Raw genomic sequence first — 19,472 nt, 5'->3', positions numbered from 1 at the left:
TTCACATCATTTTGAACAATGAAAATTTGAAATTATTTTAATAAGTTAAAAATAAAAACCCCGATCAATGATCGGGGTTTTTTATATCTGGCGGAAGCGGTGAGATTCGAACTCACGGAGGGGTATAAGCCCTCGTCGGTTTTCAAGACCGGTGCATTAAACCGCTCTGCCACGCTTCCATGGCCGCCATCATATAAATAAAAATTGCGCTTGGCAAATATTTTTCCAATTTCTCTGCATCAACTGCACAAAATAAAATCAATTTTATTAATCTTCTGAATTTTCTGGCTTTTCATAGCGAATTGAATTGATAAACCAGAGTTTCTTGCCGGATGGTGTCATCACTTCAGCTTCATCATCCACTGACTTGCCTAACAGGGCACGCGCCATGGGTGAATCAATCGAAATATGCTGCGGATGATGATCATAAATTTCATCGACGCCCACAATCCGAAAACTCTTCTGCTCACCCTGTTCATTTTCAATTTCGACCCAGGCACCAAAATAAACTTTGCCTTCCTGTTCAGGGGAAAAATCAACAATTCGCAGCTCTTCCAGCCGCTTGCCCAGATAACGAACCCGACGATCAATTTTACGTAAAAGCTGTTTGTTATATTGGTAATCTGCGTTTTCCGAACGGTCGCCGAGACTGGCTGCCCAGTTCACTTTTTTGGTAATTTCAGGACGTTCTTCATGCCAGAGATTTTTAAGTTCTGCCACCAATTTGTCGTGTCCACCACGGGTAATCAGGTTAGATTTCATGTGTTTTAATTGCCAATTTTGAACCAGTTTTTAGACATTAAGAGCTTATTTTATTTGGAGTTTTAGGACAAGCCAGAATATGCAATTTTTTTCTTCAATAAATTTAATAACTTAAATTACATTTAAAAAATAAATTATGTACAAAATTTGACAATTCATTTTTTGATCTTTAATATGCACCCTACTTTTGGAATCGCTTATTTTTTAATCTATGTAGTTTTTCTACATATTTCCCGATCAATTTAGTCATTTTTGAATGACGTCATGACTGCCCAACCCTTATTGAATTTATCAAACTTTTAAAAGTTTCTGGCTAGTATTGGCTGTGATTTTTAGGGCATAAATTACTTGTAGCGGAGACAACATGCACAGTAGTTCAACCACTGGGTCGAGGCTTTGCCTTAGCTCTTTTATCTCTTCTCTCCCTGTAAAAGCACTGGTACTGAGTACGGCACTTATCCCCTTTCATAGTATCAATGCCACTAAAACCACACTTCAATATGATCATGTGGTCAATAGCAACAAACTCACCGTCGTCGCAGTTCAAAGTCCAACGACTGTGTTTCAGGATGGACAACATCAGCATGGTTTTGGTTATGACCTGGTTCGCAACTATGCCAACAGCCTGAATGTTAAGCTGGATTTTAAAACTGTTCCAGATAATGCCACGGCCCTGAAATGGGTAGCGCAGGGTAAAGCCAATCTGGCCATGACCACCACTGATCTGGGTACGATTGAACAACAACGTTTAACGGCTTTTTCTGCCACTTGTGGTGATGAGTCTTCACTGGCCAGTAATGGACTGAATTCTAACCTGAATCTGGTATTTAAATCAGCCAGCGACCCTTTAAGTCAAACTGCTAGTGCTTTTGTCTGTCAAGGCAAACAAAGCGGTGCAATCAAGCAGCTTGCATCCTTCTACAATCAGAATGTGGTAGAAGAACATTCTTGGGATGAAATTCAACAGAACCTGAACCAGCGCCTCCCCACATACAAGGCGAGCTTCCAGAAATCTGCTCAGCAGTACGATCTGGACTGGCACCTGCTCGCCGCGATCGGTTACCAGGAATCCTATCTAAAGCCAAACTCCGTATCTCCCACCGGTGTCCGCGGTCTGATGATGCTCACAAGCTCTACCGCAAAAGCGATGGGGGTTAGTAACCGGACAGATCCAGGTGAAAGTATTGATGGGGGTGCCAAATACTATGACCAGATACTGAGTCGTTATGAACATATCCCTTATCCGGATCGTAACTGGTTTGCTTTGGTCGCCTATAACATGGGCCCAGGTGCTGTGAATCAGCTGCAAAAACGTATTCAGGCCCAAGGCAAGAATCCGAATAACTGGGTAAACCTGTATGCTTATCTGGAACAGAATAAAGCCAGTAATGGTCGTTACCGTCAGGCCCTTCAATACGTGACCCGTATTCGTGCCTATCTGGAACACATCAAGACCACTCCACAGCTGGTGAATATTTAAGCCTGATCATTTCTAATCCAGATATTCAGCCATAAAAAAAGCTTACCTTAGGGTAAGCTTTTTTGTTACTACAGCTTTTTAGATCAAAACTATTAAGCCGTTGTATTTTCAAGAACTTTCTTGAACAGGTCTTTTTGTGCTTGGCTTGGCTTCGCTGTTTGCAATGCCATCAATTGAGACATATCGCCTTGCACCTTGATTTTACCTGTCATGAAGGCTTGCATTGCAGCCGCCATATCAAACTCAAGGAAAACTTTACGTAAGGTTTCACCATCCATGTTTAATGTTGTTTTCGCATTTGGAGATAAACCTTTTTTAATCGCGCCACCTTCCAAAGATAATTCTGTATTACCTGTAGTGTCTGCAACGACTAAATTAATTGCCAGATTCGCCAAAGCAGGTGGCAAATCCAAATCACCAGCTTGTGCAGTGAGCGTGTCTACAGTCGAAAACCAATCATCAGTTAAAAAAGCAGGCATGATCTTTCCTCAATTTATTTATTCATTTGTGTCGACTATCCAGACGACATCAGGTTGAAGCTATTATGCTTGTGACTTGTTATAACATGATCATTATGGCAAAGGCTAACGAATTTTGTACGCACCGTTCAATTTTTGTAGTTCTTATCTTGTGTTATTTTTGATTCAGGCATCGGCCGTAGCCCATGCCTGTATCAGCTTGACTTTATATAGGTCGATTAGTCTGCTGCAAAGCCCAGATTGACCATATTGATGCGGCGGTTCTCGCCTTCTACCGCCTCTTCAGTTGAACAGCTGCCTTTGAAATCGAATTCGCGCTGGCTATCCAGAATTTCGAAATCAAATAATTCGCGGTCAACTAACTGAGATGGCGACACATTTTGCAAGGCACCAAAGATACTGTGCAGACGTTTTGGATGCGCATTGTCCCATTCACGTAACATGTCATTGATAATGGCACGTTGAAGATTTTCCTGAGAGCCACATAAATTACATGGAATAATTGGAAATTGACGCATCTGTGCATATTTGATGATGTCTTTTTCTTCCACATAGGCCAATGGACGAATTAGGATATTCTTTTTGTCAGAAGACAGCAGTTTTGGCGGCATGGCTTTCAGGCTGCCCCCATGGAACAGGTTCAGGAAGAATGTAGCCAGAATATCATCACGGTGATGACCCAGCGCCACTTTAGTCGCCCCAATTTCCTGAGCAAAACCGTACAAAGAACCACGGCGCAGACGTGAACATACTGCACAGTAAGTCTTGCCTTCCGGTGTCAGTTTTTTGGTAATGCTGTAGGTATCTTTTTCCAAGATGTAATACGGAATGTTATTTTCTTCTAAATAACGCGGTAATACATCTTCCGGGAAACCGGGCTGTTTCTGGTCCAGGTTAACCGCCACCACATCAAAGTTGATCGGTGCAATGCGTTTAAACTGAAGCAGGATATCAAGCAAGGTATAACTGTCTTTACCACCAGAAATACACACCATGACCTTGTCGCCGTCTTCAATCATCTTGAAGTCGCGAATGGCATGTCCGACCTGGCGGCGAAGCTTCTTCAACAAACGGTAGTAGGCAGAGCTTGTTGGCAGTTCAGGTTTGAAATTAAATCCTTGCTCGGATTCAACTGGCGAGTACATAGACGAGAATAACCCATAAATAAAAATACCGCGCAATTTTAGCTGATTCGGTTCCGTATCGCATCAAAAGAATTTATTTTCATACAAATGCCATATTAGTTTCATTTTCATGTTTTATTTAGATTGATATATTGAACGATTTAGTTCAATTTTTAAGCGAGATGCTTATCTTTTGGACTTTTCCACAGTTGTCCACAAAAGCTGTGGATAACTTTGTGGATTGAAATGGACTTGACAACTTGTTCACCTCAAAATTTAAGGCTTTTCTTTAAATTGATCATTTTTTAATCAATTTATTTTGTTATTAAAATCAATAGCTTAAACCTGTCAACCCTAAGGTTTTAAATTAAATAAAAAAAATATTTTGCTGCTCAAAATATTGACAGGCGTTCCCGTTTACATACTCGTTTATAAATGCAGCGTATAAGGCTGTGCATTACGTAATTTTTTGTTAAACTCATCCATGAATTTTTCTAGCTTATTATTTATCAAATATAAACAATGAAAATAAAGACGTATTTCTTGGGGTGTCAACTGATCGGTAGCTTGGTTATGCTGAGCTGCAGTCATTTGGTGTATGCCGGTGAAACCATCTATCAGTTGCGTGATAAAAACGGCAGTACCTTATTGACCAATAAGAAGAGCCGTTATAATCATCTTCAGGTCGAAAAGAAGACTTATTATCCGGATAGCAATATTCATAGCTATAGTAACTGGGGCAGCAGCGAGTCGTCGGTTTTGCCTAGCTATAGCAAGAATAAGAATGCTTTTGATTCGATCATTCGTCAGGCCGCACAGACTTATGGTGTGTCTGAAGGTTTAATTAAAGCAGTGATGCATACTGAATCAGGCTTTAATACCCATGCCCGCTCCCCTGTGGGTGCACAAGGTTTGATGCAGCTGATGCCAGCTACAGCACGTCGCTTTAATGTCAGTAACGCTTATGATCCTCATCAGAACATTATGGCAGGCGCCAAGTATCTGGCCTGGTTATTAAAGCGTTTTAATGGCAATACCAGTCTGGCACTGGCGGGCTATAATGCCGGTGAAGGCAATGTCAGCAAATATGGTGGAATCCCGCCTTTCCGGGAGACCCAAGATTATGTGCGCCGTGTGACCAGCCGTTATCAAAATCTGTATACTCATGGCCTGAGTGCAAGCACAACCACGTCTAGCACTTCATCCAGTGAAGGCCGCATCATTGCCAGTTCAGCGAATTACTCCAATGATAGCAGCAACACTTCGCACATCCAGGCAGCCAAGTATCAGCGTCAGATTATTATGAATGCTGATGGCAGTTATACCGATGCACCGATGGGTTCTTATGCAACGGCGAATGCAACAGCAGCAGCTAAAATTTATTTAAGTGAATAAATAAATCAAAATCATTTGATTCTGAATGGCCTTAGTGAAAATGCAGCAAAAAATTAAGCTGTGTTTTGTGATCTAGGGCCATTTTTTTCTTGAATTTTTAGTCATTTCACCCCATATTGATTTCAATGATTTTCATTTGCTAATTAGATTATTTTTTTATAATAAGAGGATTTCTCAATGATGCGGATTGGTTTGTTCTTGCTAACCAACCTCGCGGTACTGGTTGTAGCTGGCATTATCCTGTCACTCTTCGGTGTCGGTAGTTACCATGGCGCGGGTGGCTTGAATCTAGGCAACCTGTTGGTGATCTGTTTTGTGTTCGGTATGGTGGGATCACTGATTTCCCTGTTCATGTCTAAATGGATGGCGAAAAAAACAACCGGTACTGAACTGATTGACCCAAATGCCCCTCGTAACCAGGCAGAAGCATGGTTATTACAAGAAGTTGCGCAACTTTCTCAGCGCGCTGGCATTAAAATGCCGGAAGTAGGTATTTTCCCATCTTATCAGTCAAATGCCTTTGCAACAGGCTGGAACAAGAACGATGCGCTTGTGTCTGTTTCTACAGGTCTGCTGGAACGCATGAACAAAGATGAACTTCGTGCGGTACTGGCGCATGAGATCGGTCACGTTACCAATGGCGATATGGTGACACTGGCCTTGATCCAAGGTGTAGTCAACGCATTTGTCATGTTCTTTGCCCGTGTAGTTGGTGACTTCGTAGACCGTACGATCTTCGGCCGTGAAGAAGGTGAAGCACCGGGTATTGGCTATTTTGTGATTACCATTGTGCTGGATATCGTATTTGGTATTATGGCTTCTGCAATCGTATTGTGGTTCTCACGCTACCGTGAGTATCGTGCTGATGAGGCAGGTGCGCGTTTAGCTGGTAAACAGGCCATGATTTCAGCGTTATTACGTTTACAGGCGGAATCAGAAATGCCGGATGCTATGCCGAAAGAAATGAAAGCCTTTGCGATTTCGGCTGGTCAGGAACAAGGTTTTAGTCTGGCTGCATTGTTCCAGACTCACCCAACGATTGAACAACGTGTTGCTGCCTTGCAACAACTCGATTGCCCTTAAGCAACGCATTGATTGCTTGATAGAAAAAAGCCTGCATTTGCAGGCTTTTTTATTAAGTTTAGGTTTATAAACCTTCAGGCTTTAAACCATTGAAAAAGCTGCATTGTGCCCCAGCCAATGGCCATAATTAACAGAATCAAAAAGAAAGTTCCTAAAAGATCTGGCAGATGAATCCAGATCCAGGCCACCACAGGATTACGCCAGAAAGCGGATTGCTGTTGTCTGCGTTCCAGACTTTCATGCAGAAATGGATGCACCACATGATGATCGGTACGGATCTGGTATTCGTCCCGGATATGTTGATGCACAATATCCAGTGCCTTACGGCTAGGACGAATAAAAATATCAAATATTGTTCCTGCTACAGGAATAAAGCCGACCACAGCATCCATGACGGCCATTTTCAGGACTGGCTTTAATTTTTCATTCGGCACCCCGATCTGACGGGCTTTATAAATCGCATAACTGGTCAATACAAAACCTGCGATATCTCCAGCTACCGGAATGGTACTCAAAGCAGCATCTGCCCCGACGCCCTGCTTGGTAAATGGAATCCGTACCACCGAATCCATCATATTGGCAAACTTGGCTAAATCGCGCTCCAAACGTACGACTTCTTGCCGTGTTAATTTTTTTTCTTTTTCAACCGCAACCATGCTTTAGCCTTATTCAAACATTTCTGTTATAGCCCTGAGAATAAAGTATAAATTGAAAATATGTATATGTATTTATTAGACCTCTTTCATAAATCATTTTTTGCTCAGTTCCAAGTTGTAGATTCCAGCGATTAAATTGAATCTCAAACCAAGCCTTTTACCTCTATTTCGATAACGCTCAGCAAGGATTTTGAAGGTTTTCAGGCTGCCAAATACATGCTCAATTCCAATTCTTCTTTTATTGATTTCTTGATTATAGATTTTCAATTCAGGATCCAATTTACAGTGTCTTTTGGCTTTTAATGGCAACAGGCTATTCGGATACAACACATAAATCCCCTGATAGCCTTTATCTGCAAGGATAAAAGCCCCAAAAGGAATCTGGTTTAAATTGCGTTTGAACAACTCGAAATCATGCACTGCACCGCGACTGGTACATAAACTCAGAATTTGCTGAGTTTTGTAGTGAATCATGGCCTGTACTTTAAAGGTATGGGTCTTTTTCTTGCCGCTATAGCTTTTCTTCTGTTTTTTTAGGCCTTTGGATTGGAATTTCCGTGGCATCCACGATTACAACATTCCAGTCGATGCCTTCGCCCTCGGGTAAATCTTTGGGTAAATTAAACAGATTGGACCGAATCAGGCAGTCTTCAACATGACGGACAATTCTTGAGGCTGTGGGCTCTGAAACCCCGTAACTCGTCGCAACGTGAAATAAGGTTCGGTATTCCCGCCAATAGCTCAGACAGAGCAGGACCTGATCCTCCAGGCTTAACTTGGGCGGTCTGCCTTTGGCAGAGACATGCTTCTGCAATTGCTCAACCATCAAATAGAAAGTTGACCATGAGATGCCTGTGTATCGCTTGAACTGAGGATCAGAAAGCTTGTTTGAATCGATGTATTTCATCCGCAGATTATGCACGAATGCTAAGAAATCCGGAGTGCAAATATTAACCAAAAAGAAGATCGTTTTTTGATTTATGAAAGATATCTATTATCTATACTTTTATAGCAATAGCTGTGAAGCGATAAATAAATAAACCAGAACACCTGTCGCATCACAAATAGAGGTCACCAATGGCGCAGAGGCGCTTGCAGGATCAAATCCAAAACGATTTAGCATAAAAGGCAAACTCATTCCAATTAAACAGCCCAAAAGCACAATACCCATCATACTCAGAGCAAGCACTAAAGCGACCATTTCATCACCGCGGTAATATCCCAAAAGTGAAACTGCAAGTGCCATGGTTCCGCCCAGACACAGGGCAACCAAACTTTCACGTCCCAGCAAGTAAAACCAGTCCCTAAAATGTACATCGCCCGTTGCCAATGCACGCACCATCAGCGTTGCAGATTGAGAGCCGGCATTTCCACCACTGCCAACCAATAAGGGCAAAAAGAAAACCAATACAATATTTGCGGCAATAATGTCTTCAAAATGTGCAATGCCAATCCCGGATAACAAACTGCCAAAAACAAGAAATACCAGCCAATACACCCGTTTTTGATAGAGTTGCAATATTGGGGCAGATTTAAGACTCAATTTAGATGATGCATCGACAGCACCAGATTTTAAAAAATCTTCTGTTGCCTCTTCTCTGGCCACATCCATTGCATCATCATGTGTCACAATACCCACCATCACACCGGCATGATCTATAATGGGTAATGCCAGTAAGTCATAACGAGCAATGGTTTTGGCTACTTCATTCTGATCGCTGTCAAAATATGCAAAAATAATATCGGTCGCCATTAAATCACTAATATTGCTTTGTTCTTCGGCAAGTATTAATTGTTTGAGCGATAAAACACCCAGCAGCTTTCTTGCTTCATCAAGTACATAGGCCAAATAAATGGTTTCCGAATCGGGTGCCTCATAACGCAACATTTTAATGGCATCTTTTACCGACATATTCGGTTTTAAGGTGGCATATTCGGAGCTCATGATGGCCCCTGCCGTACCTTCTACATAAGAAGAGAGCTGCCGAATATCTTCACGCTCGGCCTGTGCCAATGCAGGCAATAAAGTATTTTGCTGCTCGTGATCTAAACATTTAAATAAATCGACACGCTTGTCTGAAGGCATTTCGCCCATAATTTCAGCCAAGTCTGTTCGCGTTAAACCGTGTGCAAATTTTACTTGTTCTTCGGGTTTGAGATATGAAAATACATAGGCGCGTGCAGGAAGATGCAGTAGCAGCTTTTGACTATTCTCTAAAGGTAATTGTGCCAAAATATCAGCCAAATCTGCGGCTTTAAACGTTTTAACAGAGTCTAATGCCAATGCAATATCTTGCTTGCTTAATGCATCATTTAAAAGATATAAAAAGTTGTTGTAGCTCATGCTCGCCCCCTATTATCCAACCTATGTAATAGGGCCGCAACGGCTCTTATTTTATTTGCCGAATGAACCCACATAATAATGTTGGTAAATATAAATGTTTGAAATTTGGTGTATCTGACAACTGTGCCTGTCCATTTAGGGATTTAATCCTCATCAAACCGCTTATACGGCGCAGCAATACTACGAAAAACTGTTACATTTCTCAACCTTTACAACGAAACCTAAACAATTTAATCACTTATGTTTCTTTTAACGGACTTGGGCTTAAATAGAGTCCATATCAATACATACATAAATGGAGTAAAGATCAGGACCAGTACCGTGCCGAAGATCACTCCACCAAAAACACTGATTCCAATCTCTCGACGACTGGCTGCACCTGCACCAAAAGCAAAAACCAGGGGCAAAATGCCAGCACCAAAGGCCAGAGAGGTCATCAGGATTGGGCGCAAGCGTAGCGAAGCACCTTCAAGTGCAGCTTCAACTACCGATTTACCTTTTTCCTGAGCCAATGCCGCAAACTCTACGATTAAAATTGCATTCTTACAGGACAGACCAATGGTAGTTAGCAAAGCAATCTGGAAGTAAATATCATTCGGAAAATCTGCCAGAAAACTAAAAATAATATTCCCACAAATCCCTAGAGGAATCGCGGACATCACCGCAGTCGGAATCGTCCAGCTTTCATATAAAGCGGTTAAACACAGGAAAATAAAGGCAATCGAAATCACATAAAGAAAAATCGCCTGACCGCTGCTGCGCTTTTCTTCCAGTGCGGCTCCGCTCCAGGCCAGATTCACGCCTTCCTGGGCATCTACCAATGTTTCAACATCCTGCATGGTCTGACTGGAAAACTTGTCCTTTGGAATTCCGGCATAGACTGGAACAGCGTTATAACCCATATAGCGGTTAATACTGTTCGGCCCGCCCTGCCAATTCAGACTGCTGAACTGGTTAAACGACAGCATTTCACCTTTTTGATTGCGTACATGCCAGAAGGCCAGATCTTCAGGTTTAGAACGGTATTCTGCTTCACCCTGCATAATCACACGCTTAATCTGCCCGCGATCAATAAAGTCATTGATGTAAGTTCCACCCCACGCTGCAGCCAAAGTACTGTTTACATTTTGCTGAGGAATGGAATGCTTTAACACACGCTCTGCATCAAGTTTGATATTCAGCTCAGCACTTTCTTTGGGTTGGTCCAGCTGTAGAAATTCAATCGATGATTTGCCTTGGGCACGCGCTTCAATCTGGCCAAATGCCTCCTGTAAAAATTCAGCCCCTTTATAATCCAGGTCCTGCAACCAGAAATCGACTACACGACCATTACTCGACATGGAAGGCGCCATAAAGAAAATTTGGGCATTGGCATGATTGGCAAAGTGTTTCTGTGCTCGATCGACAATGGCAAAGACCGAATCTTCAGGATTTTTGCGCTCAGCCCAGTCTTTTAATACCACAAAGAGCTGCCCGCGATACGGACCTACACCGACATTGTTGCCGCTATACCAGACACCTACACTCTGAATGCGTTCCGATTCGTGTTTCATCAAATAGTCTTGTACTTCACGCCCGACTTTTTCGACTTCTGTACGCGGTGCATTGCCCGGCATGACAATCTGCCCCATCACAAAGCCCATATCTTCAGTGGGCATCAATCCTTCCGGCAAATGCTTATATACCCAACCGAAGCCCATTATGCACACACTAAACAGTGCCAACATCGTGAATTTCAATCGCATGCTTTGAGCTGAAACTTTTTGGTAACCGGCATTGAGCTGATCCATACCATGGTTAAAGCGCTGCGCCCAGCGAGCCTGATGATGTTTGCGTTTCAATAATTGTGCCGCAAATGTTGGGGTAATCACCAAGGCTACGAATAAAGACAGCAACATCGCTACCACCAAAGTGATGGAAAATTGACGATAAATCACCCCAGTGATGCTGCCAAAGAAAGCCATCGGGATAAATACTGCGGTAAGTACCAGTGTAATACCGACCAGTGCTCCACTCATTTCCTGCATGGACTTTAAGGCGGCCGCTTTGGCATCCAGGTGTTCGTCCTGCATCAGGCGTTCAATATTTTCCACCACTACAATGGCATCATCGACTAGCAGGCCGATGGCTAAAATCAGGGCAAATAAGGTAAAGCTATTCAAGGTCATACCCAAGACATACAGCACTGCAAAGGTCGCCAAAACCACAATCGGAATCGTAACGGCCGGAATAATCGTGGCACGCCAGTTTTGCAGGAAGATAAACATCACCACAATGACCAGAATAATGGCTTCAACTAGGGTCTTAGCCACTTGTTCAATTGAGCTGGTAATAAATGGAGTTTTGTCCATGGTCATTTGCAACTGGTAGTGCGGTGGCAAATTGGCCTGAGCGTTTTTTAATACGTCTTGAATCTGTTTGGACACGGCAATGGCATTACTCCGCGGCGCCAAAATAATCGATAAAGCTGAAGATAGCTGTCCGTTGGTATAGTTAATGTGGTTATAACTTTCTGCACCTAGCTCTACCCGTGCCACATCTTTTAAATACAGCAATGAACCGGAATCCGTGGTTTTAACGATGATATTTTCAAATTCTTTCACGCTGCTTAAACGTGAACCGGCACTGACCTTGGCATTGAGATATTAATCCTGCATCGTCGGCAAACCACCAATTGCGCCTGAAGCCAGTGGCGCGTTTTGAGTTTCAATGGCATTACGAATATCGCTTGGCATCAGGTTAAACTGGTGCAACTTATGCGGATTTAGCCAGATCCGCATAGCATAACCTGCACCGTACAGGTCAATTTCCCCTACACCTTCAATACGTGACAAACGCGGTTCGACGTGGACCATCAAATAATCTGAAAGTTCGGTAACGCTACTCTGTCCACTCTCATCATATAAACTTAACAGTGCAAACTGGTCATACCCTGATTTATAAACATTGACTCCGCCCTGCTGCGTCTCTTCAGGTAAGCGGCTCAATACGCCATTCACGGCGTTTTGAACCTGTAACTGGGTTTGATCAAGATCGACCCCTTGCTCAAATTGCAGCGTAAGTTGGGCCCGTCCCACCGAACTGCTAGAATGAAAGGTTTCCAGACCTTCAATGCCTTTTACCGCCTGTTCCAGAATCTGGGTCACCGATTGCTCAACTGTTTCAGCCGACGCCCCACGATAACCTGCGGAAACGCCTAAAGCTGGCGTATCCATATTTGGCATATGTTCAATGGGAATTTTTTGAAGTGCAAATACCCCAAGGGCCATCATTAAAATTGCAATGACTGCTGCAAACTTGGGACGATAAATAAAAAAGCGCGACAACATAAATTAGAAATCCCCATCAAATGCATCTTTAGAATGCACACGCCATGAATAGATGATTTCTATAGCAATTTTCACACCATGCTTAAATTTAAGCCGACCTTTAACTCTTTATTTCCGATAAAAAAAATCCCCGTCATAACGGGGATTTTTGAGCTCAATATTTTGCATTGATCTTAAATATGTGATTTCTTCATCGTCATTTGGCGAATTAAAACGTACATAAATGGAATAAAAATCAGTACCAGTATCGTTCCGAAGATCACTCCACCAAAAACACTGATTCCAATCTCACGACGACTGGCTGCACCAGCACCAAAAGCAAAGACCAGTGGCAAAATGCCAGCACCAAAGGCCAAAGATGTCATCAGGATCGGACGCAAGCGTAGTGACGCACCTTCAAGTGCAGCTTCAACTACAGATTTACCTTTTTCCTGGGCCAATGCCGCAAACTCTACGATTAAAATTGCATTCTTACAGGACAGACCAATCGTGGTGAGCAAAGCAATCTGGAAGTAAATATCATTCGGAAAATCTGCCAGAAAACTGAAAATGATATTCCCGCCTATCCCTAAAGGAATCGCGGACATCACCGCAGTCGGAATCGTCCAGCTTTCATATAAAGCGGCCAGGCACAGGAAAATGAAACCAATCGACACCAGATATAACCAGATTGCCTGATTACTGGATTGTTTTTCCTCAAAGGATAAACCGCTCCAGACTACATCAATGCCATCCTGTTCTGCCACCAGATTTTCGACATCTTTCATCGCTTCACCAGAACTGGAACCTTTGACCATATCTGCTTGCATTTGCAGCGAGGTATAGCCCATAAAACGGTTGACCACCTCAGGACCGCCACTCCAGTCCACCTGAGCGAAATTACTGAAAGGCACCATCTCGTTCAGGTCATTACGTACGTGCCATTGCGCCAGATCTTCAGGTTTGGAACGGAATTCTGCATCACCCTGCATAATCACCCGTTTAATCCGACCACGATCAATAAAGTCATTAATATAGTTGCCGCCCCAGGCCGCTGAAAGCGTACTGTTAATTGCGGATTGACTCAGGCCATTGGCCATCGCCTGCTTCTGGTCAATATTGACTTTAAGTTCGGCTTTTTCAGGATTGGAACGCTTATCCAGATTTTCAAAGCTACTATATTGAGCTGCGCCAGCCTGCATATTCTGGAACTGCTCTTCCAGATACTGACGGCCATTACCGTTAATATCACGAATCCAGAAATCCAGGCCGTCGGTTTGCCCTAAACCATTCACTGAAGCTGGCATACTGATATTGACCTGGGCATCACGGTTACTGCGGAAATGCTTCATGGCACGTTCACGAATCGCCTGCGCAGTATTTTCTTCTCCTGCACGGTCATCCCAATGCTTCAAGGCAACAAAACCGGTCGCCAGGTTCTGACCGGTACCTGAGAAGTTACGGCCATAACGTAACATTACCAAGTCGATATTGTCCTTTTCTTCTTCCAGAAAATACTGCCGAATCTGCTCACCGACCTGAATAGTGTTTTTCATTGGCGTGCCTTCCTGCAGCCGGATTTGCAGATTCAGGATGCCCTGATCTTCACTCGGCAAAAAGCTGGTGGGTAAGGCACGATAGAATAAAGCAAATACGCAGAGCAGCCCGGCAAAAAGCACCAGACTAATGGCTTTATGCTGGAGGGTGACATTAGAAACTTTCAGATAACGATGCTTTAAACCATCCAGTTTCTGGTTAAACCAACTCGCCCACTTGGCAGGTTTTGGATTTGGTTTTAGAATCAGCGCACAAAGTGCAGGTGTCAGAATCAGTGCGACCATCAGCGACAGAGACATCGCTGCCACGAGCGTAATCGAGAACTGACGATAGATCACCCCGGTTGAGCCACCAAAAAATGCCATGGGAATAAAGACCGCGGTTAAAACCAGGGTAATCCCGATCAGTGCGCCGCTGATTTCCTGCATGGATTCCAGCGCTGCTTCTTTGGCTGTAAGCTGCTGCTCATGCATCAGACGTTCAACGTTCTCTACCACCACAATGGCATCATCGACCAGCAAGCCAATGGCCAGTACTAAGGCAAACAAAGTCAGCGTATTAATACTCAGTCCCAAAACATAAAGTACTGCCATGGTTCCGAGTAAAACTACAGGCACAGTTACAGTCGGAATTAAGGTCGCACGCCAGTTTTGCAGGAAGATAAACATCACGATGACGACCAGAATGACCGCCTCGAATAAAGTTTTAACGACTTCTTTAATTGATTCTTTGACAAACGGTGTATTGTCACGCGGATAAGCAATTTTATAGCCTTCCGGCAACTGCTGAGAGAGCCGCTCGATTTCAGCCTTGATCAGACTCGACGTTGCAATTGCATTGGCACCGGAGGCCAGTGAAATACCCAGACCGGCAGAAGGATAGCCGTTGGTGGTGCTATATGACTGATAATTTTCCGCACCCAATTCAACCCGTGCAACATCTTTTAAATAGATAAAGCTGCCATCCCGGGCAGACTTCACAATAATATTTTCAAATTCTTCTACTGTTTTCAGACGGCTGCCAGAAGTCACTTTGGCGTTCAGATACTGATCATCGACTGTCGGCAAGTCACCAATTGCGCCGGCTGCCACCTGAGTATTCTGTGATTCAATCGCCGCCCGCACATCACTTGGCATGAGATTATACTGTTTTAATTTTGCTGGATTCAACCAGATGCGCATTGCGAACTGTGAACCAAAAACATCGACTTCACCAATGCCATCAATTCGGGAAATATCCTGTTCCAGATGCGTTGTCAAATAATCAGACAGTTCAATATTGCTGCTACGCCGTGACTCATCATACAAACCGATGACCATATGAGTATCGCCAAGAGATTTGAAGACATTCACGCCCTGTCGCTGGACATCATCAGGCAAACGATTGAGAACCCCGTTAATCGCATTTTGAACCTGTACTTGTGCTGTATCTGGATCGGTACCATTTTCAAAACTGATGCTGATCCGGCTTCGACCTGAAGAATCACTATTGGAGCTGAAATACAGCAAGCGGTCGATACCTTTAATTTGCTGTTCCAGCACTTGGGTCACGCTCTCTTCTACCGTTTCTGCAGATGCACCGGTATAGGTTGTTGCCACAGTAATACGAGGCGGCGCAATATCCGGATAACGTTCGACAGGTAAATTCATCACCGCAAAAAGTCCAATGGCCATGACCACAATGGCCAGTACACCTGCAAAAATAGGACGATGAATGAAAAACTTAGACAGCATAAGTCTGAATCACTTTGAATTTAATGAATTATGGAAAGCGTTGTATTATTGAGTCAGCTTAAGGATATTCAGGCAGTGGCCTAGAGAATGCAAGGCTTGATCACAGAAAAATATGTATAAAATTGAATCATGAAGAAAATATGAAGATTTTTCCTTTCATCTAGCTGTTTCAACAATTTATAGGGTTATTCATTTTATTTTAGGCATAAAAAAACCCTGCTTACGCAGGGCTTTTTTAGAATCGATTCAGAGCTGATTAAGCAGAGAATTGGTTCATTGTGTTTTTCGCATCGTCACCCGCTTTAAGCGCGTTGTCACCAGCGAAGATTTCTTTGTGGTCGTCACCGATGTCAGAACCAGCCATTGCTTGGTGTTTCACACAAGCGATACCGCCGCGGATTTCTTTACGTTGTACGCCAGCAACATAAGCCAACATACCTTCAGAACCGAAGTAACCTTGAGCAAGCTCGTGAGTAGAAAGAGCAGCTGTGTGGTAAGTAGGCAGAGTGATCAAGTGGTGGAACACGCCTGCTTCACGAGAAGCGTCTGCTTGGAATGTACGTACTTTTTCGTCAGCTTCAGCAGCCAATTCAGAATCGTCATACTCAGCGCTCATCAATTTAGCGCGGTCGTATGCAGATACGTCTTTACCTTCAGCAACCCAACGGTCGTACGCTTGTTGACGGAAGTTCAGTGTCCAGTTGAATGATGGAGAGTTGTTGTAAACAAGTTTCGCATTTGGCACAACTTCACGTACACGGTTAACCATGTGAGCGATTTCAGCAACGTTTGGAGTCGCAGTTTCGATCCAAAGAAGGTCAGCACCGTTTTGTAAGCTAGTGATACAGTCAAGTACAACGCGGTCGATCTGAGTGCCTTCACGGAACTGGTACAAGCCAGAAGCAAGACGTTTAGGACGGTGAAGTTTACCATCACGTTTGATCAGGATTTCGTCTTCTTGCGCTTCAGAGATGTCAATTTCTTGAGTGTCTAAGTAGCTGATGTATTGAGAAGCGATGTCGCCTGGCTCTTTAACCACTGGGATTTTTTGAGTCAAGTCAGCGCCTTCAGAGTCAGTACGTGCAACGATGATACCGTCGTCAAGACCCATTTCAAGGAATGCATAACGAAGAGCGTGAATTTTCGCGATGAAGTCTTCGTGTGGAACTGTAACTTTACCAGCTTGGTGACCACATTGTTTCGCGTCAGAAACCTGGTTTTCGATTTGAAGTGCACAAGCACCCGCTTCGATCATTTTCTTAGCTAGTAAGTAAGTTGCTTCTTCGTTACCGAAACCAGCGTCGATGTCCGCAATAATTGGCACAACGTGAGTTTGGAAGTTGTCGATTTGTGAAGTGATTTCAGCAGCTTTAGCTGTATCACCAGCGTCTTGAGCTTTTTTAAGTGCGCGGAACAGGTCATTCAGTTCTTTCGCATCAGCTTGACGTAAGAATGTGTAGATTTCTTCGATCAATGCAGGAACAGAAGTTTTTTCGTGCATAGATTGGTCAGGAAGAGGACCGAATTCTGAACGAAGTGCAGCAACCATCCAGCCAGAAAGGTAGATATAGCGACGTTCAGTTGTACCGAAGTATTTTTTGTTCGCAATCATTTTTTGCTGAGCGATGAAACCGTGCCAGCAGCCTAATGATTGAGTGTATTTGCTAGAGTCTGCATCATAAGCAGCCATATCACGACGCATAATCGCCGCTGTATATTTAGCAATGTCTAAACCAGTTTTGAAACGGTTTTGAAGTTGCATACGCGCAGCATCTTCAGGACTGATGTCTGCCCAAGTGTTACCGAATTTCGCTTTTAATTCGCGGATTGCATCAATCGCTGTTTGGTATGTAGTCATGATATATTCCTGTATTAATATTAGGATTTTTCTGCAACGAACCGCTCAAATCACACCCTCAATGACTTGTTCAGATTTTCGACGATCCGTTGGGATAGCTAAAGATTAGTGGGCTTCGAAAAATTAATCCAATATTCTGCAAGAATTATCATTATTTATTTAAAAAATATGTAGATGAAAGTCTAATTATATATTGATCAATTTTTTATAAGTTATTGTATTTAATATTTTATTTTTGAATTTTTAAAATTAGATTTTGTCTAAAACATCAGCAATATGGGTAAAAAATATTCATTAGACTTAAGTCTTGCAGGACTTTAGCAGCGCTTAATTTCAGCAATTTTTGTCTATTTTCTAAGCCTTAAAACTTGGAACACTTATTTCGAAGGAATTATTTTTCATTTATTTGTGGAAATATTTTTAGTCAAATCTGGCACATTATTTGCTAATTCCCTCTGTTTTTCAGAAATACCTTTCTTTCGTTTTTGGATGCAGCCAGATTTGCTTTCTGCTCTTAAAAATAGAGGAGGATTCAGGCTGGCAAAATCTACGGTGAAAGAGACTCTAAAAAGGTATTTCAGTACAATCAGCTGAGCTTTTTTTCATCAGTTGCGTACACAAGCTATAGTAGTTATGGCATAATCCATATAATTTCATAATTTTATTTTCGGTATTTTTTTTATGAATCTGGAGCGGGTCGATCTTAATCTCCTCATTTATCTTGACGTACTTTTACGTGAAAAAAATGTCACGCGTGCAGCAGAACAACTTGGGGTAACCCAACCTGCAATGAGTAACATTTTACGTCGCTTACGAAATTTATTTAATGATCCCCTCCTGATTCGCTCTTCTGAAGGTATGACCCCAACAGAACGTGCACTAGAACTCCAACCTCGTATCCGCGACGCCTTAGCGGATCTTTCCATGATTCTGGAACCGCGTACCGAGTTCCGTCCTTATACCTCAAATCGTGTCTTCCGTATCATGACTTCAGATTATGCTGAAGCCACGCTGGTACCACGCCTGGTAAAAGCATTACGTTCAGAAGCACCCAATGTGGTTCTCGACTTCTTAACACCAAGTGATGTGTCCTATCGTGACATGGAACAAGGTAAAGTTGATCTGGCGATTAACCGTTTTAATGAAATTCCACAAAGCTTCCACCAGGTACTAGTTTGGCGTGACAGTTTTTCTTGCCTGTTAAATAACAAGCATCCGGCTGCAGGCAACCTGAATCTGAAAAGTTATCTGGATGCACAGCATATCTGGGTATCAAAAACCGGTATGGGCGTCGGCTTCGGGGTAAATCCTGAGAAACAGGCGGGCCTTGGCTGGATTGATCAGGCTCTTGAACGTATTGGCCAAAAACGTAAGATTTCAGTATTTACCCGTCATTATCAGATGCCCGGTCTTTTGGCGGCCAATGTCGATCTTGTAGCGACACTACCGACCCGTATTGCACGTCTGCAAGCCAAAAACCAGAACTTACTCATTAAAGACCCACCATTCTATATTCCTGAGTTTGAATTGAAGATGGCGTGGTGTCCTTTATTGCATCATCATCCCGCCCATCGCTGGTTACGTCAGCTAATTCTGTATGTAGCGCGTCAGATGATCGAAGAAGAAAATCGTGAATTTTTAATGAATAATTCGCAATTTTCGCATTATTAAATTGAATATTAGCTAAATTGCT

13 protein-coding genes, 1 tRNA gene and 1 pseudogene are annotated in these 19,472 nt (G+C 43.0%); 4 read left to right on the top strand and 11 right to left on the bottom strand.

Annotation, left to right across the window (positions count from 1 at the left end):
* Nucleotides 1-88: 88 nt before the first annotated feature.
* Together AC4MCD_RS04220 and greB are read right to left on the bottom strand one after the other, a co-directional pair.
* A tRNA-Ser gene (locus tag AC4MCD_RS04220) sits at nt 89-179 on the bottom strand.
* A gap of 88 nt (nt 180-267) precedes the next feature.
* Nucleotides 268-762, bottom strand: coding sequence for a transcription elongation factor GreB (greB, locus tag AC4MCD_RS04215; protein WP_419365749.1), 495 nt, complete (start codon nt 760-762; stop codon nt 268-270).
* Between the two features lie 364 nt (nt 763-1,126).
* Here greB and AC4MCD_RS04210 point away from each other — a divergent pair, with 364 nt between their 5' ends.
* Nucleotides 1,127-2,242 (top strand): MltF family protein, encoded by a 1,116-nt coding sequence (locus AC4MCD_RS04210; RefSeq protein ID WP_491876622.1) that lies wholly within the window; start codon nt 1,127-1,129, stop codon nt 2,240-2,242.
* Nucleotides 2,243-2,334: 92 nt separating this feature from the next.
* On the opposite strand, the gene AC4MCD_RS04205 is transcribed toward AC4MCD_RS04210, so the two are convergent.
* Nucleotides 2,335-2,721 carry an SCP2 sterol-binding domain-containing protein gene (locus AC4MCD_RS04205; protein WP_004784757.1) on the bottom strand — a complete coding sequence of 129 codons (387 nt, stop codon included), beginning with the start codon at nt 2,719-2,721 and terminating at the stop codon, nt 2,335-2,337.
* A 218-nt stretch (nt 2,722-2,939) separates the two neighbouring features.
* Nucleotides 2,940-3,866 (bottom strand): tRNA 2-thiocytidine(32) synthetase TtcA, encoded by a 927-nt coding sequence (ttcA, locus tag AC4MCD_RS04200; protein WP_005236792.1) that lies wholly within the window; start codon nt 3,864-3,866, stop codon nt 2,940-2,942.
* 501 nt (nt 3,867-4,367) lie between these two features.
* On the opposite strand from ttcA, the gene AC4MCD_RS04195 reads away from it, so the two are divergent.
* Together AC4MCD_RS04195 and htpX are read left to right on the top strand one after the other, a co-directional pair.
* Complete coding sequence (locus tag AC4MCD_RS04195) at nt 4,368-5,240, top strand: lytic transglycosylase domain-containing protein (protein WP_419374783.1); 873 nt, start codon at nt 4,368-4,370, stop codon at nt 5,238-5,240.
* Between the two features lie 177 nt (nt 5,241-5,417).
* Nucleotides 5,418-6,323: a protease HtpX gene (gene htpX / locus AC4MCD_RS04190; RefSeq protein WP_491876621.1), complete on the top strand. Its 906-nt coding sequence runs from the start codon at nt 5,418-5,420 to the stop codon at nt 6,321-6,323.
* A gap of 74 nt (nt 6,324-6,397) precedes the next feature.
* Here the strand turns inward: htpX and AC4MCD_RS04185 are convergent, their stop codons facing one another.
* The 7 genes and pseudogenes from AC4MCD_RS04185 to AC4MCD_RS04155 form a co-directional block, all read right to left on the bottom strand.
* Nucleotides 6,398-6,979, bottom strand: a complete 582-nt coding sequence (locus AC4MCD_RS04185) for a DUF4112 domain-containing protein (RefSeq protein ID WP_491876620.1) — start codon at nt 6,977-6,979, stop codon at nt 6,398-6,400.
* Nucleotides 6,980-7,072: 93 nt separating this feature from the next.
* Nucleotides 7,073-7,543, bottom strand: a complete 471-nt coding sequence (locus tag AC4MCD_RS04180) for an IS5/IS1182 family transposase (protein WP_004809604.1) — start codon at nt 7,541-7,543, stop codon at nt 7,073-7,075.
* The gene (locus tag AC4MCD_RS04175; protein WP_008306679.1) at nt 7,491-7,886 is read right to left on the bottom strand and encodes a transposase family protein; all 396 of its coding nucleotides are present in this window, start codon (nt 7,884-7,886) and stop codon (nt 7,491-7,493) included. The genes AC4MCD_RS04180 and AC4MCD_RS04175 overlap by 53 nt, the downstream gene beginning before the upstream one ends.
* A gap of 99 nt (nt 7,887-7,985) precedes the next feature.
* On the bottom strand, nt 7,986-9,323 hold the full coding sequence (mgtE, locus tag AC4MCD_RS04170) for a magnesium transporter (RefSeq protein WP_491876619.1): 1,338 nt from the start codon (nt 9,321-9,323) through the stop codon (nt 7,986-7,988).
* Nucleotides 9,324-9,553: 230 nt separating this feature from the next.
* Nucleotides 9,554-12,652 (bottom strand): annotated as a pseudogene (locus AC4MCD_RS04165) (efflux RND transporter permease subunit).
* A 173-nt stretch (nt 12,653-12,825) separates the two neighbouring features.
* Nucleotides 12,826-15,921 (bottom strand): multidrug efflux RND transporter permease subunit, encoded by a 3,096-nt coding sequence (locus AC4MCD_RS04160; protein WP_491876618.1) that lies wholly within the window; start codon nt 15,919-15,921, stop codon nt 12,826-12,828.
* A gap of 256 nt (nt 15,922-16,177) precedes the next feature.
* On the bottom strand, nt 16,178-17,779 hold the full coding sequence (locus AC4MCD_RS04155) for an isocitrate lyase (protein ID WP_159123482.1): 1,602 nt from the start codon (nt 17,777-17,779) through the stop codon (nt 16,178-16,180).
* 681 nt (nt 17,780-18,460) lie between these two features.
* On the opposite strand from AC4MCD_RS04155, the gene AC4MCD_RS04150 reads away from it, so the two are divergent.
* Nucleotides 18,461-19,450 carry a LysR family transcriptional regulator gene (locus AC4MCD_RS04150; RefSeq protein ID WP_004784775.1) on the top strand — a complete coding sequence of 330 codons (990 nt, stop codon included), beginning with the start codon at nt 18,461-18,463 and terminating at the stop codon, nt 19,448-19,450.
* Nucleotides 19,451-19,472: the final 22 nt, after the last annotated feature.

The organism is Acinetobacter sp. CAU_H_78, assembly GCF_058599365.1.
This window is presented reverse-complemented; position numbering and strand designations above follow the sequence as displayed.